Here is a 15,321-nt window from a genome sequence, read left to right as displayed (position 1 = left end):
TATAATTTTAATTTCATATCACTTTAAGTTAAATAACATGATGTTTATTACTAGAATATTAATGAATTTAATTAATACTGTTTTAAGACATTAAGATAAACAAGTTACAAAATAGAAATACCAAGAAGTTTAGTATAATCACGAATATGTAGTGCAAAAGAAGTAGTCCTGATTCAAGAAAAAAGAGAAGGGCCCTCCCTCCTCTTTTTCATAATGATTGCTCCTTATTTCTCGCTTCAAATTCATCCAGCATTGCACGCACTTCATCTGTTGATGATGTGTTCATTAATTGATTTCTTAAGAAACTCGCTCCTCTGAATCCTTTTACATAAATCTTAAAGAAACGGTGCAATGCCTTGAATGGACGCAAACCTAGTGATGAGTATTGATCATGAAGATCAAGATGCAACCTTAAAAGACCTAGCAGCTCATCACTCGTATGCTCTTTCGGCTCTTTTTCAAAAGCAAATGGGTTATGGAAAATCCCACGCCCAATCATCACTCCGTCTATTCCATATTGCTCAGCGAGCTTTAAGCCCGTTTGACGATCAGGAATATCACCATTGATCGTCAAAAGCGTATCAGGTGCTACTTCATCACGCAGTTTTTTAATCTCAGGAATAAGCTCCCAGTGCGCATCCACCTGGCTCATTTCCTTTCTTGTACGAAGGTGAATTGATAAATTCACAATATCTTGCTCCAATATGTGTCTGAGCCAACCACGCCATTCATCGACCTCTGTAAACCCTAGTCTTGTTTTCACACTAACAGGTAATCCCCCTGCTTTTGCCGCTTGAATCAGCTCTGCCGCAACATCTGGACGAAGAATCAATCCACTGCCCTTTCCGTTTTGCGTAACATTAGGGACAGGACAACCCATATTAATATCAAGCCCCTGAAATCCTAACTCCGCCATTCCAATACTCATTTGTCTAAAGTTCTCAGGCTTATCTCCCCAAATATGAGCAACAATCGGCTGCTCATCCTCGGTGAACGTTAAGCGGCCTTTCACACTTTGAATGCCATCAGGGTGGCAGTAGCTCTCACTGTTTGTAAACTCTGTAAAAAACACATCCGGTCTCGCCGCCTCACTCACAACATGACGAAACACAACATCTGTCACTTCTTCCATTGGTGCTAATATAAAAAATGGCCGCGGTAAATCACGCCAGAAATTTTTACTCATCTTTCATCCAATTCCTCTCATGACATAGCGCCTTATGGGGCATGTCCTTCTGTAAATTCTTTCAGCAATTTTTATCATTATATACTTTAATATGAACTAGGCAAAATTGCAAAAAAGGACATTTCAAAACCAAATAAGGGGTGAAAATTAATTTTCGACCTATAATTACCGTTTTGTATTCAAGTGAAGGGCAGCCAAAATAAAAATATCCCGATATCGGTGTTATATCACGAAATCGGGATGCTTCAATACGTTATGACTGTTGAATCACAAGACTAGCAACGCACTCCACATGACTCGTATGCGGAAACATATCCACAGGCTGCACTTCCTCCGTCACATACCCACCATCTTCAAGAATACGCAAATCACGAGCTAGCGTCCCAGGATTACAGGACACATACACAACACGGTTTGGTTTCATCTTTAAAATCGTATCAAGCAGTGCTTCATCACAGCCTTTTCTTGGTGGATCGACCACTAGCGTATCTGCTTTGATACCTTCTTTGTACCAGTTTGGGATAACAGTTTCTGCTTCACCGACTGCGAATTCAACGTTGTTAATCCCGTTTAAGGCAGCGTTGCGTTTTGCATCTTCAATTGCTTCTGGGACAATTTCAACCCCATATACTCTGCCTGCTTTTTGTGCGAGAAATAAGGAAATTGTACCGATTCCGCAATACGCATCGATCACGGTTTCTTCTCCTTGCAGCTCGGCATATTCAAGCGCTTTGTCGTAAAGCACCTTTGTTTGGGCTGGGTTCACTTGATAAAATGAGCGGGCTGAAATGGCAAATTTGATGTCGCCAATCGTGTCATAAATGTATTCTTCTCCCCATAAAACGGTCGTTTCGTCTCCGAAAATGACATTTGTCTTCTTTGAATTCACGTTTTGTACAATTGACCGAACGTGTGGGAAGCGTGCTATAATCTGTTCAATCACCTGCTGCTTTTGCGGAAAATCAGCCGTTCTTGTGACAAACACAACCATCATTTCACCTGTTGCAATACCGTAACGAACCATGACATGGCGAAGCCAGCCTTTATGACGTTCTTCGTTATATGCTTTGATGCCAAACGCATTGCAGATGTCTTTTACTGCCTGTACCACTTCGTCATTTTCTGATTGCTGGATCAAGCATTTTTCCATATCAATGATTTCATGGGTACGCTGCTGATAAAATCCAGCAACAAGTCCGCCTTCCCGTTCGCCAACTGGTACTTGTGCTTTGTTTCGGTAGTTCCAAGGGTCTTCCATGCCGAGTACAGGATGAACTTTTACACGGCTCATATCAAGCTTGCCGATCCGCTCCAATACGTCCTTTACTTGTTTCTGTTTAAATTGCAGCTGACCTTCATAGCTCATGTGCTGGATTTGACAGCCGCCGCACTGCTTGTAAATGGGACATGGCGCATCTTGCCTGTGCTGACTTTCCTTTGTCAGCTCCATGAGTCGTCCAAAAGCAAATCCTTTTTTGACACGTGTGACTTTGATTTTCCCTTGTTCGTCAGGAAGGGCATTCGGTACAAACACAGGGAAACCCTCAATTTTCGCTACTCCTGCACCTTCGTGCGTTAAATCTTCGAAGGTTACATTGTAGTATTCATTCTTTTCAACAGGCGGTTTCATTTTCACCAATTTTATCACCTCATTTGCAAAGAAAAACTTGGTCGCCATAAGGAACCAAGTTTAGTCTTCACCCTATTTTTTCAGCTGTTGCTTTTGGCACAATAAATTCAATATGGCGATACAGATTTTCAAATTCACCTGGCAGCATGCCGCCGTATTCACCATCTAAATTCAATTGCATTTTATCTTTTACATCTACCTTCACGCGATTCGCTTTTGCGTAGATGACATTGTTATCATGAATATGCTCGCCTCGAAGTGCAAGACTGACCACTCGAATGGCTTCTGCTAGATTGACCTTCTTTAGAATGATCAGGTCAAACATCCCGTCATCTAGAATGGAATCTGGTGCCAGCTTTTCAAAGCCGCCTACTGAGTTTGTTAGTGAAACAAGAAACAGCATGATTTCTCCATGAAACAATTTGCCGTCATATTCAATTTCGACTTCTGTCGGGCGAATGGATGGTAGCATCTCCATGCCTTTCAAATAATACGCAAGTTGTCCTAGCATGGTTTTCAGCTTACTAGGCACTTCATAGGTCAGCTCTGTTAATCGGCCGCCTCCCGCAATATTAATGAAATACTGTCCATTCACTTTACCAATATCAAGCGGCTTTGCTACACCATCAATGATGGCATCTGTCGCTTTTAAAATATCTTCTCTTGGAATGCCAAGTGCTCTAGCGAAGTCATTGGTCGTTCCAACTGGAATGATTCCTAATTTTGGTCTTTTTTCAAGCGGTGCTAATCCATTGACGACTTCATTAATCGTGCCGTCTCCACCAGCTGCTACAATTAAATCAAAATCTCTCTGTGCGGCTTTTTCGGCTGCTTGTGTTGCATCTCCTGCACATGTCGTCGCATGACAAGATGTTTCATAGCCAGCCTGTTCAAATTTTTGCAAAACCTGCGGTAAATTCTTCTTAAAGAGTTCACGTCCAGATGTCGGATTGTATATAATTCGAGCACGTTTCATTCATCATCATCCTATTATCATTATGCAATCTATTTTCACCACTAACAACCTTTAATTATACTATGAGATTTGAAAATGGCAACAGAACAACCCCCTAATATTTGAAATCTCACGGTACGTTTCCCTCAGCAGATCAGCATTCTGATAAGATAAAAGAAAACGATGAAAAGGATGGTATGCCATGAAAAAGCCTGTCTATTTCAACCATGACGGCGGTGTTGATGATCTCGTGTCCTTATTTCTACTTCTTCAAATGGAACACCTGAAAGTGATCGGGATGTCTGTGATTCCTGCTGATTGTTATTTAGAGCCTGCGCTGAGCGCCTCTCAGAAAATTATTGATCGTTTTAGCCCATATGAGATTGAAGTAGCCGCTTCCAATTCTAGAGGTGTGAATCCATTTCCAAAGGAATGGCGTATGCATGCTTTTTATGTAGATGCCCTGCCGATTTTAAATGAAAAAGGCGCTATTGATACAAAAGTATCTAAGCTTCCTGCACATCTTCACCTGATTGAAACGGTGAAAAAGTCAACCGAACCTGTTACGCTGCTCTTTACAGGACCGCTCACAGACCTTGCACGCGCCTTAGAAGAAGATCCTTCCATCTCAAATAAAATTGAGAAACTGGTGTGGATGGGCGGCACATTCCTTGAAAAAGGCAATGTCGAAGAACCCGAGCATGATGGAACAGCAGAATGGAATGCTTTTTGGGACCCTTATGCTGTGAGCACCGTATTTCAAGAGCGTTTTCCAATTGAAATGGTCGCACTTGAAAGTACAAATCAGGTTCCGCTCACACTCGATGTCCGTCAACGATGGGCTTCCCTTCGCTCTCACATCGGGATTGACTTTATTGGACAATGTTATGCCTTTTGTCCGCCTCTCATTCATCACGAAACGAACTCGACTTACTACTTATGGGATGTGCTGACAACGATCACTCTTGCATCCACCTCATTTACCCGTTCAAAAGAAATGAATGCAACTGTTTATACCGAATCGCCAAGACAAGGACGTACCGAAGAACATCCAGATGGAAAATCGATTCAAGTCATTGACCACGTTGATCGAGATGCCTTTTTCGAGGCCTTTGAAGAGCTTATGAGAAAAGCGGTTTGTCAGATTTCATCATAAAAAAGCCCCGCTTATTAGCGGGGCTTCCTCTTACTCTTCTTCAGCGTACTTTTTCTTACGTCTAAACTTGCTTAAGATTTCATACACGATTGGCACGATGACCAATGTGAGAAGTGTAGAACTTGTTAAACCGCCAATAACGGTGACGCCAAGCCCTTTTGATACGATCTGACTTCCGCCTTCAAAACCTAATGCGAGTGGCAGCAATGCACCAATTGTCGCAAGTGCCGTCATTAAAATTGGGCGTAATCTTGTTGTACCTGCTTCAAGTAAGGCTTCTCTTGTTGAAAGTCCTTCTTTTTCTTTATGAATCACTCGGTCAATCAAGACAATGGCATTTGTTACAACGATTCCGATCAGCATCAGCAATCCAATCATGGCATTTAAACTGATGGTTTCTTTCGCTACAAACAATCCAACGAGTGCCCCAATAATCGTAAATGGAAGTGAGAACAGAATCGCAAATGGTGCAAGACCTCCGCCAAATGTAATGACGAGAACGAGGTATACAATAGCAATCGCTGCAAGCATTGCGAGTCCTAGCTGTGTAAAGGATTCCTCAATATCCGCACTTACACCGCCTGTATCAATCGTAACGCCAGATTTTAAATCAAGCTTGTCAACTTTCTTCTGGACATCTTGTGTCACACTTGATACGTCGTCTGTTGTCATGTCACCAGATACTTCAGCGTAAATCTTCCCATCACGCTTTGTCACAGTGTTTGCTGTTGTGCCATCTTTCACTTTCACCACATCGCCAATTCGGACTTGTTGTCCTGTTGGTGTTGTGATCTTTTTATTCTCTAGATCTTTTTTACTCTTGTATTCATCTTTTTCCGTTTGAAGCTTCACATCTAGTTCTTTGCCGTCCTCTGTTACTTTCGTCAACGTTGTTTCATTACTTTGAGGAGCGATCGCCTGTGCGATTTGTGAAGCGGTCAAGCCTAGTTTCGCCAGTTTTTCTTGATCTGCATTAAACGTATATTCGTCATATTTCTCAGATAAGCTTGTGCTGACGTTTTTCAAGTTCTTCTCATCTTTTAAAATGTTCTCGACATCTTTGACTGTGCCTTCAATATCACTTGCTTTGTCACCGTACACATAGTACGTCACTGTATTGCTTGCGCCAGCAGATGAGAAGTCTTGTGATTTCCATTCCCCTTTAGACGTTTTGTCTTGAAGGGCTTTAACCACACGATCTTTTTCTTTATCAAAGTTCGGTGTGTCCTCGTCGTATTGTACGAAGAATAATGCACCGTTAGAGTTTCCACCAACACTTGCTGTCAGCGCATTTGAAGAGCCTAATGAATATTGAACCGTATTGACATGATCACGTTTCATTAAGTAATCTTCTGCCTTTTTCGTTTCAGCAATGGCTTGTTCTCTTGTTTGTCCAGGCTCTGGCGTGTATGTCACCATTGCCGTTTTTTCTGCTTCCTGTGGTAAGAAGCTGACACCGACAAGTGGTGCGAGAAATAAGCTTCCGATCAGCATCAGAATCGCAATTCCTGACGTGATCCATTTATGGTTCAATGTCCAATTGAGTACACGTCTATAACCACCAGCAAGTTTGCTTGGTTTGTGTTCTTTTACCTTTTTCGCTTTGCCGTACAGGTTCTTTTTAAATAGGCTGTGAGCCATCATTGGAACGATTGTAATGGCGACAAGTAGTGAAGCCATTAGAGCAAACACAATGGTTAATGCAAATGGGATGAATAGTTCACCAATCATTCCACCCACTAGCGCTAATGGCAAGAATACCGCAATTGTGACAATCGTCGAAGACATAATCGGAATAAACATTTCTTTTGTTGCTTCTCTAACGAGTGCTTTGCCTTTTAACGGTTCATCTTTTAACGCCATTCGTCGATAGATGTTTTCTATGACGACAATCGAGTCATCGACAACACGTCCAATGGCGACTGTCATGGCACCAAGTGTCATGATATTTAATGTGATATCTAGCTGATTTAATAATAAAACAGCAATCAACAGGGATAACGGAATAGAGATGACCGAAATTAATGTTGATTTGATATCTCGAAGGAACAACATGATGATAATGATCGCAAAGATTGCTCCGATGATCGCCTTGTTCAGCATTGTGCTGACAGATTCTTTAATCGGCTCTGCTTGATCATATGTCGTGCTGACTTTGATTCCTTTATTGTCTTTTTTGAATGTTTCAAGTTCTTTTGTGACTGCTTCTGCTACACTCACTGTGTTGGCATCAGAGCCTTTGACAATTTGCAGACCGATACTGTCTTTTCCGTTCGTTCTAGAAATCGATTCTGCATCTTTCACGACTTTAATATCTGCAATCTCAGAAAGTTTGATCGTCGGCAGCTCTACCGATTGACCGCTTGCTGCACCTGCACCAGTTTGCTGCTGAGCTGCTGCTGCCTGCTGCTGACTTGCACTTCCAGCCTGTTGATCAGCACCTTGAGCTCCTGCATTTCCTGAGCCGCTAGAAGACGCCCCAGCTCCTGCGCTTCCCGCACCGCCGCTTGCACTTGGTGTAACAGGAATTCGCATGTTTTTCAAATCTTTAACACTTAAAATATTGCCATCCACTACGACTGATTTTTGCTTGTTGCCAAATGTGTATAACCCTAAAGGTACATTGACATCAGAGCCTTTAATCATGTTTTGGACAGTTTCTTCATCTAAACCATATTCCTTTAATTTCTTTTGTTTAAAAGAAAATTCTACTTCTTTGATTTGTTGTCCAGAAGCTTCGACAGAAGAGACACCATCTAAGCCTTGAAGAGAAGGAATAAGGTCATTTTCCACTTTTTGTGTCAGGTCTTGTAATGATTCTTTATCACCAGAGACACTAAGAGCTAAGATTGGAATCGCATTGATGCTAAAACGTGCGATTTTTGGTTTTTCTGCATTTTCTGGGAAATTGATATTGCTAATGGCATCTTCAATTTCCTTCTTTGCTTCATCCATATCTTTATTGTAATCGTACTCGATTTGAATCGATGAGGCATTTTCAAAAGAATTAGAAGTGACCACATTCACCCCATTGAGATTTTGTATCGACTTCTCAATTGGATCTGTCACCTTATCTGATACTTCGTCCGGCGTTGCGCCAGGATACGTTGTAGAAACCGTAATGACTGGAGTGTTGATATTTGGGATTGATTCTTGTTTCATATTCAATCCGGCATATAGACCAGCAACTGTTACGATAATCGTCATGAGCCATACAGCGAACTTGTTCTTTAATACAAAATTGATGATCGAATTCATTATGTCCTCCATTTTCCTTTATGTATTGACTGACTGGTCATTCTATATCATAATAAACGGTGATATACAATGCCGTCAACCATTTCACTTGCGTTTGACGTAACATTCTAAAGCTGAAGGGGCCTTATTTCATGAACGAAAAAAAAGAAAAGATCATTAAAGCAAGCATTCAGTTGTTTGCGAAAAAAGGTTTTTCTTCTACGACCATTCAGGAAATTGCAGATGAATGCGGAATTTCTAAAGGTGCATTTTATTTGCATTTCAAATCAAAAGAACAGCTTTTCAACAGAGCGTTTGAATATTATATCGACACGTCTATGCAAAGTATTGAAAAGATCCGAAAAGAAAATCAACATCTTGCGCCTAGAGATATCTTTCAGAAACAAATCGCTGAACAGTTCCAGCACTTTGCTGAGAACAAGGATTTTATCATTTTGATCCTCAGCGAGAACATTATTCCGGAAAACCAGCAAATTAAAAAGTATTCCAAAACGGTTAAAAAACAGATGAATGATGAAATCCAAATTTCTATTTTGACCACGTATGGACAGGAGATCGAACCATATATAACTGACCTGTCAGTCATGATTCAAGGAATTATCCAATCTTATGTGCAGGTACTGCTTTTGCAAGATCAGATGCAATTATCATGTGATGAGCTCTCATCCTTTATTCTCGACCGATTTGATGATTTGGTGCATGGGCTTCTCCGTTCTCATGCGAAGCCGATTCTGAAGCAAAACATTTGGGATGATGAAGCGCCAAATGCCGCTACTCTTCAAGAAGAGCTTCGATTGTTAAAATCTGAGCATCTGCTTTCGGATGATACCCTTGTATCCATTGAAGTTATTGAAGAAGAATTGGCCAAAGCTGAGCCTCGCAAGCCGGTCATTCAAGGGATGCTGACAAATTTAGAAACGTGTGAGGACTCCGCTGTCCAAAGAGCTGTGGAACAATTGAAGCTATTCCTCCAATGACAATACGTGGCGATGTTCACTTTAGTTCACCTTTATCCCCTTCGAATATGTGCTAAAGCTTATGCTTCATTATAAAAAAAGAACCAATGAATTGATATACGGCGGTGGTCTGAATCTGTGATAAGACCCTGTCATATCCATCAACAAAAAAACCGCCTCTTCCATGAGGCGGTTTTTGCGATTTATCGTTTTTTGATTTCTTCAAGAAGAATCTTGTTGACCATCGGCGGGTTTGCTTGGCCCTTCGATGCTTTCATGATTTGTCCGACTAAGAAACCAATTGCGCGGTCTTTTCCATTTTTGAAGTCTTCAATGGATTGCGGGTTGTTATCAAGTGCTTCTGTGACAAGTTTGAGCAGGGCACCTTCGTCAGAAATTTGGACAAGTCCTTTTTCTTTGACGATTGTTTCTGCGTCGCCCCCATTTTCGATAAGTTCTTTGAATACCTTTTTGGCAATCTTAGAAGAAATCGTTCCTTTTTCGATAAGCTTGATCATACCAGCCAGTCCTTGCGGCGTTAGCTTCGTATCTTCCAGCTCTTTTTGAGCCGAGTTCAAGTAGGCAGATACTTCACCCATGAGCCAGTTTGATGCTTGCTTCGCTTCAGCACCTTCTGAAATGGTCGCTTCAAAGAAATCAGACATTTCTTTTGTCAGCGTCAGTACCATTGCGTCATATGCAGGAAGTCCAAGTTCATCAATGTAGCGTTTGCGGCGCTCGTCTGGAAGCTCTGGAATGGATGCTCTTACGCGTTCTTTCCACTCGTCATCAATATACAGCTCCACTAAATCTGGTTCTGGGAAGTAGCGGTAATCATCAGAACCTTCTTTGACACGCATGAGGATCGTCTTTTTAGACGCTTCGTCATAGCGGCGAGTTTCTTGTTCGATCAAGCCGCCAGAAAGCAATACTTGCTCTTGGCGTTTTTCTTCGAACTCAAGACCTTTTTGGACGAAAGCAAATGAGTTTAAGTTCTTCAGCTCTGTTTTCGTTCCAAACTCTTCACGGCCGATCGGACGAAGAGAAATGTTGGCATCACAACGAAGTGAGCCTTCTTCCATCTTACAGTCAGAGACGCCTGTATATTGAATAATGGATTTTAATTTTTCTAAGTAAGCATACGCTTCTTCTGGCGTACGAATGTCTGGCTCAGATACGATTTCAACAAGCGGTGTGCCTTGACGGTTGAAATCGACGAGTGAATAACCGTCGCCTGTGTGCGTCAGTTTTCCTGCATCCTCTTCCAAATGAAGACGTGTAATACCAATTCGTTTTGTTTTGCCGTCTACTTCAATTTCAATCCAGCCGTTTTCACCGATCGGTTTATCAAATTGAGAAATTTGATACGCCTTTGGGTTATCAGGATAGAAATAGTTTTTACGGTCAAATTTTGTATCAGTTGCAATCTCACAGTTCAGTGCCATTGCTGCTTTCATCGCAAAGTTCACCGCTTCTTTGTTCAGCACAGGCAGTACGCCAGGATAACCAAGATCGATGACACTTGTTTGCGTATTGGCAGCCGCACCAAAAGGCGTCGGTGAGCTTGAGAAAATTTTTGATTGTGTTTTGAGCTCTACGTGGACTTCAAGTCCAATTACCGTTTCAAAGTTCATTCTGATTCACCCCTTACAGTTCAGGTTTTGCTTTATGATGATCTGTTGCTTGTTCGAAAGCGTGAGCCACGCGGTAAACCGTTCCTTCATCAAAGTGTTTACCGATGATTTGCAGTCCTAACGGAAGACCATTTGCAAATCCACAAGGCACACTGATTCCTGGAACGCCTGCAAGGTTAACAGGGATCGTTAAAATATCGTTTGCATACATTGTGAGTGGATCGCTTGTCTTTTCACCAATGTTAAATGCCGGAGTTGGTGTTGTTGGTCCTACAATGACATCATACTTTTCGAAAACATCTTCAAAGTCTTTTTTGATCAGCGTACGGACTTTTTGTGCCTTTTTATAGTATGCATCGTAATATCCTGAGCTTAGAGCGAATGTGCCAAGCATGATGCGGCGTTTGACTTCGTCTCCAAAGCCTTCAGAACGGGTATTTTTATATAAATCAATCAGGTTGTCTGCATTGTCTGTACGGTAGCCATAGCGAATACCGTCAAAACGCGCAAGGTTTGCAGATGCTTCTGAAGATGAAAGCAAGTAGTAAGTCGCAAGCGCATATTTAGAATGCGGAAGAGACACTTCTTCCCATGTTGCACCAAGCCCTTCTAATACTTTCAACGCTTGAAGAACAGACTCTTTTGCTTCTTCGCCAACACCTTCGCCAAGATATTCTTTTGGTACAGCGATTTTCAAGCCTTTGATGTCGCCAGTTAATGAAGAAAGAAAATCTGGGACATCGACATTTGCACTCGTTGCGTCCATTTGATCAACACCAGAAATCGCTTGAAGAACATATGCGTTGTCCTCAACATTACGCGTAATCGGCCCAATTTGATCTAATGATGAAGCAAATGCGATTAAACCGTATCTAGATACACGGCCATACGTTGGTTTAAGACCCACAACACCACAGAATGATGCCGGCTGGCGAATGGAGCCGCCTGTATCTGATCCAAGAGAGAATGGTACTTCTCCAGCTGCAACAGATGCTGCTGAGCCACCACTTGACCCACCTGGAACTGTATTTAAATTCCACGGGTTTTTCGTTGCTTTGAAGCCTGAGTTCTCCGTAGAAGATCCCATCGCAAATTCGTCCATGTTTAATTTACCGATTGTGACAGCTTCCGCTTCTCTTAAGCGGTTCACAACGGTTGCATCGTAAATAGGATCGAAGTTTTGCAAGATTTTACTTGATGCCGTTGTCCGTAAATCTTTCGTCACGATGTTATCTTTGACACCGATCGGCATACCGAACAATAGACCAAGCTCGTCCTTTTCACCAACGGCCTCGTCCAATTCCTTTGCGTACGCACGTGCTTTCTCTTCGTCCAGCGCTAGGAATGCTTGTACTTTCCCGTCTACTTCATGGATTCGTTTATAAGACTCGTCCACTAAATCCGAAACAGACAGTTCCTTTTTATGTAAAAGCTCTTTTAATTCAGAAATTTTGTGGTCAAACAGTGACATGCCTCAGGCCTCCTTTAGTCCAAAATTGATGGCACACGAATATAGCCGTCTTTATGATCAGGCGCGTTTTTGATGACTGCCTCAATGGAAAGACCTTTATTCGGAACATCTTCTCTCATGACGTTTTTCATTTTTAATACGTGTGTTGTTGGTTCAACGTTTTCCGTATCTACCTCGTTTAACTGCTCTGCAAATGAAATGATGCTATCAAGCTGTTCTGTAAACATCTCAGCTTCTTCTTCTGTAATTGCAAGCCGTGCCAAATGCGCAACATGCTTTACTTCTTCTATTGAAATTCTTGACATGCAGGTTCACCTCCAAAAATGATACGTGTTCGTGGTCATGATCATAAGTCATATACACTTTATCATATCAAATTTTACTGTTCTAAAGCAACTTTACGAGGTCGCCCAGAAAGGCTTTGTCCACTAATATGCCATTGTGGTGCAGTCATTGTCTAAAATATTCATCAAGGTGACTTTTTATTTTTCAGAAAATTTTTTCTTTTATTTAATTGAGTAAACGCTTACATATAGACGCTTATCACGCATACACGTATTTTTTTGTCTGATGAGGATGTTTAAGAAGGTTGATCACTTGGGAATACTCTGATAGGTTAAGTAACCATAGCAGTGAGCAGACAGTTCAATAGGCTGTTCTTTGTATATTTTGATTGAGGTGATGTCAAATTAATACGAAAAAGGTGATATGGAAACATGAGTATTGAGATTGTAATTTCTCTATCTATTTATTTTATTGGAATGCTTGCCATTGGCTGGTATGCATTCAGAAAAACAAATGACTTGAATGATTATATGTTAGGCGGACGCGGGTTAGGTCCTTATGTAACGGCTCTATCTGCTGGTGCAGCTGATATGAGTGGGTGGATGCTGATGGGGCTTCCAGGCGCTATGTATACAACCGGTCTTTCATCTGGATGGCTTGCTGTTGGTTTAATTAGTGGGGCTTACTTAAACTATCTATTCCTAGCACCACGATTGAGATCGTATACAGAAGTTGCTGATGATGCGATTACCATTCCAGACTTTTTTGACAAACGGTTTAAAGACTCATCTACTTTATTGAAAGCTGTCTCAGCTGTCATCATTATGATTTTCTTTACGCTTTACACCTCATCAGGTATGGTATCAGGCGGACGCTTATTTGAATCAGCGTTTGGTGCTCATTATATGTTTGGCTTAATCTTAACTTCTAGTATTGTCATTTTGTACACACTATTCGGCGGCTTTTTGGCAGTTAGTTTAACTGATTTTGTTCAAGGAGCTATTATGTTTTTAGCATTAGTGCTCGTGCCGATCGTTGCCTTTACTCAATTAGGTGGACCTGTTGCCACATTCAATGATATTCAACAGATTGACCCTAAATTGCTTGATATTTTTAGAGGAACGAGCGTCATTGGCATTATTTCCTTCCTCGCTTGGGGACTCGGTTACTTTGGACAGCCGCACATTATTGTTCGCTTTATGGCGATTACGACTGTAAAAGATTTAAAGCCAGCACGTCGTATCGGTATGAGCTGGATGATTGTGTCTGTCATTGGTTCACTATCTGTCGGTTTAGTCGGCGTGGCGTATGTTCATGAAACAAGCACCACTTTGGCAGACCCAGAAACCATCTTTATTGTGTTTTCTAAAGTGTTATTCCATCCATATATTACTGGATTTTTACTTTCTGCCATTTTAGCTGCAATTATGAGTTCAATTTCTTCTCAGCTGCTTGTCACTGCAAGTGCGATGACAGAGGATTTATACCGTACATTCTTTAGAAGAAAAGCCTCTGACAAAGAACTTGTGATGATTGGACGTATCTCTGTACTAGTCGTAGCGATTGTTGCCATTTGTCTCTCTCTAAACCCAAGTGATACTATTCTTGACCTTGTCGGTTATGCTTGGGCTGGATTTGGATCTTCATTCGGTCCAGTCATCTTGTTATGTCTATACTGGAAACGAATGAATCATCATGGCGCTTTAGCCGGAATGATTGTTGGGGCTGTTGTCGTTCTCGTTTGGATTTCAACAGGCTTAAACAACACGACTGGATTGTACGAAATGGTTCCTGGATTTATTTTAAGTGGTTTGACTGCTATTATTGTCAGCCTCTTAACAAATAAACCGTCTAAAGCTTCTAAAAAGCTATTTAGCAAAATGGAAGACCATCTCGAAGAAGAAACAAAATAACTAGACATGAGGAGTCATCTGCATTATGCGGATGACTCTCTTTATTTTTAAATAAAATGCTTTTCTTTCTCCCGTTTCTGAATAAAATAGAAGTTGTGCAGCCATATGGGCTGTGAGAAGATCATATACATGATGTGAAACGTACATGAAGTGAAAGGAGCGATACGCATGTTTTGGACAATTGAATGGGATACGGTCTTAAAATTAGCCGTTGCCACCTTAATCGGTTTGATCATCGGTCTTGAACGCGAACTTAAGAAAAAGCCGCTTGGGCTGAAAACGTGTATTGTCATTGCTGTCAGCTCCTGCGTATTAACCATCATCAGCATTGATGCAGCCTACAATTTCCCTCGAGTCTCTAAGCTTCAAATGGACCCACTCAGGTTACCGGCGCAAATTATATCTGGTGTTGGTTTTATTGGAGCAGGTGTGATTCTTCGCAAAAGCAATGACGTCATCTCAGGTCTTACGACATCTGCGATGATTTGGGGAGCAGCAGGACTTGGGGTTGCAACAGGTGCAGGTTTTTATAAAGAAGCCTTCCTCAGTCTTTTCTTTATTCTCGTCAGTGTGGAATTTTTACCTTGGCTCTTCCAGCGAATTGGACCCATTCGCTTACAGGAAAAAGAAATCCGCATCAGAATGTCACTTTCTGATCGAAACCGCATGACAGAGATTTTAAAAGAAATGAAAGCACTCAATATTCGCATTCATTCTGTACGTATTGATGATTTAAAGGAAAAAGACTATCCGATCATGGAAGTACGTGTTCGCGTACATAAAGACCGCTATACAACCGATGTGTACTTTGATATTAAAGATTTAGAAGGCGTTGTTGGTGTGAAGTGTGATACGGTTTAGGATAAAAAGCCCCTTG

At 41.4% G+C, this 15,321-nt stretch carries 11 protein-coding genes; 4 read left to right on the top strand and 7 right to left on the bottom strand.

From position 1 onward, the window contains the following. Positions 1–208: 208 nt before the first annotated feature. The 3 genes from MKY11_RS03480 to MKY11_RS03470 form a co-directional block, all read right to left on the bottom strand. The gene (locus MKY11_RS03480; protein WP_144680092.1) at positions 209–1,186 is read right to left on the bottom strand and encodes a tRNA-dihydrouridine synthase; all 978 of its coding nucleotides are present in this window, start codon (positions 1,184–1,186) and stop codon (positions 209–211) included. A gap of 253 nt (positions 1,187–1,439) precedes the next feature. Beyond that, entirely contained in the window at positions 1,440–2,822 is a 1,383-nt protein-coding gene (gene rlmD / locus MKY11_RS03475; protein ID WP_342501852.1) for a 23S rRNA (uracil(1939)-C(5))-methyltransferase RlmD, read from the bottom strand. Between the two features lie 61 nt (positions 2,823–2,883). Continuing rightward, the gene (locus MKY11_RS03470; protein ID WP_007496845.1) at positions 2,884–3,792 is read right to left on the bottom strand and encodes a diacylglycerol kinase; all 909 of its coding nucleotides are present in this window, start codon (positions 3,790–3,792) and stop codon (positions 2,884–2,886) included. 181 nt (positions 3,793–3,973) lie between these two features. Here MKY11_RS03470 and MKY11_RS03465 point away from each other — a divergent pair, with 181 nt between their 5' ends. Beyond that, positions 3,974–4,927: a nucleoside hydrolase gene (locus MKY11_RS03465; protein ID WP_342501851.1), complete on the top strand. Its 954-nt coding sequence runs from the start codon at positions 3,974–3,976 to the stop codon at positions 4,925–4,927. Between the two features lie 30 nt (positions 4,928–4,957). Here the strand turns inward: MKY11_RS03465 and MKY11_RS03460 are convergent, their stop codons facing one another. Further along, complete coding sequence (locus MKY11_RS03460; RefSeq protein ID WP_335352125.1) at positions 4,958–8,185, bottom strand: efflux RND transporter permease subunit; 3,228 nt, start codon at positions 8,183–8,185, stop codon at positions 4,958–4,960. A gap of 131 nt (positions 8,186–8,316) precedes the next feature. Between MKY11_RS03460 and MKY11_RS03455 the strand changes: the two genes are divergently transcribed. Next, positions 8,317–9,162: a TetR/AcrR family transcriptional regulator gene (locus MKY11_RS03455; RefSeq protein ID WP_039168537.1), complete on the top strand. Its 846-nt coding sequence runs from the start codon at positions 8,317–8,319 to the stop codon at positions 9,160–9,162. Positions 9,163–9,344: 182 nt separating this feature from the next. Here the strand turns inward: MKY11_RS03455 and gatB are convergent, their stop codons facing one another. Genes gatB through gatC form a run of 3 tightly spaced genes read right to left on the bottom strand, consistent with a single transcriptional unit; the run spans position 9,345 to position 12,551 of the window. Beyond that, the gene (gene gatB / locus MKY11_RS03450; protein WP_007496855.1) at positions 9,345–10,775 is read right to left on the bottom strand and encodes an Asp-tRNA(Asn)/Glu-tRNA(Gln) amidotransferase subunit GatB; all 1,431 of its coding nucleotides are present in this window, start codon (positions 10,773–10,775) and stop codon (positions 9,345–9,347) included. A gap of 13 nt (positions 10,776–10,788) precedes the next feature. Next, on the bottom strand, positions 10,789–12,246 hold the full coding sequence (gene gatA, locus MKY11_RS03445; RefSeq protein WP_007496857.1) for an Asp-tRNA(Asn)/Glu-tRNA(Gln) amidotransferase subunit GatA: 1,458 nt from the start codon (positions 12,244–12,246) through the stop codon (positions 10,789–10,791). Positions 12,247–12,260: 14 nt separating this feature from the next. Further along, the gene (gene gatC / locus MKY11_RS03440; protein WP_003213898.1) at positions 12,261–12,551 is read right to left on the bottom strand and encodes an Asp-tRNA(Asn)/Glu-tRNA(Gln) amidotransferase subunit GatC; all 291 of its coding nucleotides are present in this window, start codon (positions 12,549–12,551) and stop codon (positions 12,261–12,263) included. Between the two features lie 411 nt (positions 12,552–12,962). On the opposite strand from gatC, the gene putP reads away from it, so the two are divergent. Together putP and MKY11_RS03430 are read left to right on the top strand one after the other, a co-directional pair. After that, positions 12,963–14,444: a sodium/proline symporter PutP gene (gene putP / locus MKY11_RS03435; RefSeq protein WP_061418249.1), complete on the top strand. Its 1,482-nt coding sequence runs from the start codon at positions 12,963–12,965 to the stop codon at positions 14,442–14,444. Positions 14,445–14,606: 162 nt separating this feature from the next. Continuing rightward, complete coding sequence (locus MKY11_RS03430; protein ID WP_169476135.1) at positions 14,607–15,305, top strand: MgtC/SapB family protein; 699 nt, start codon at positions 14,607–14,609, stop codon at positions 15,303–15,305. Positions 15,306–15,321: the final 16 nt, after the last annotated feature.

The organism is Bacillus sp. FSL W7-1085 (genome assembly GCF_038595035.1).
GTDB classification, from domain to species: Bacteria; Bacillota; Bacilli; order Bacillales; family Bacillaceae; genus Bacillus; species Bacillus altitudinis.
This window is presented reverse-complemented; position numbering and strand designations above follow the sequence as displayed.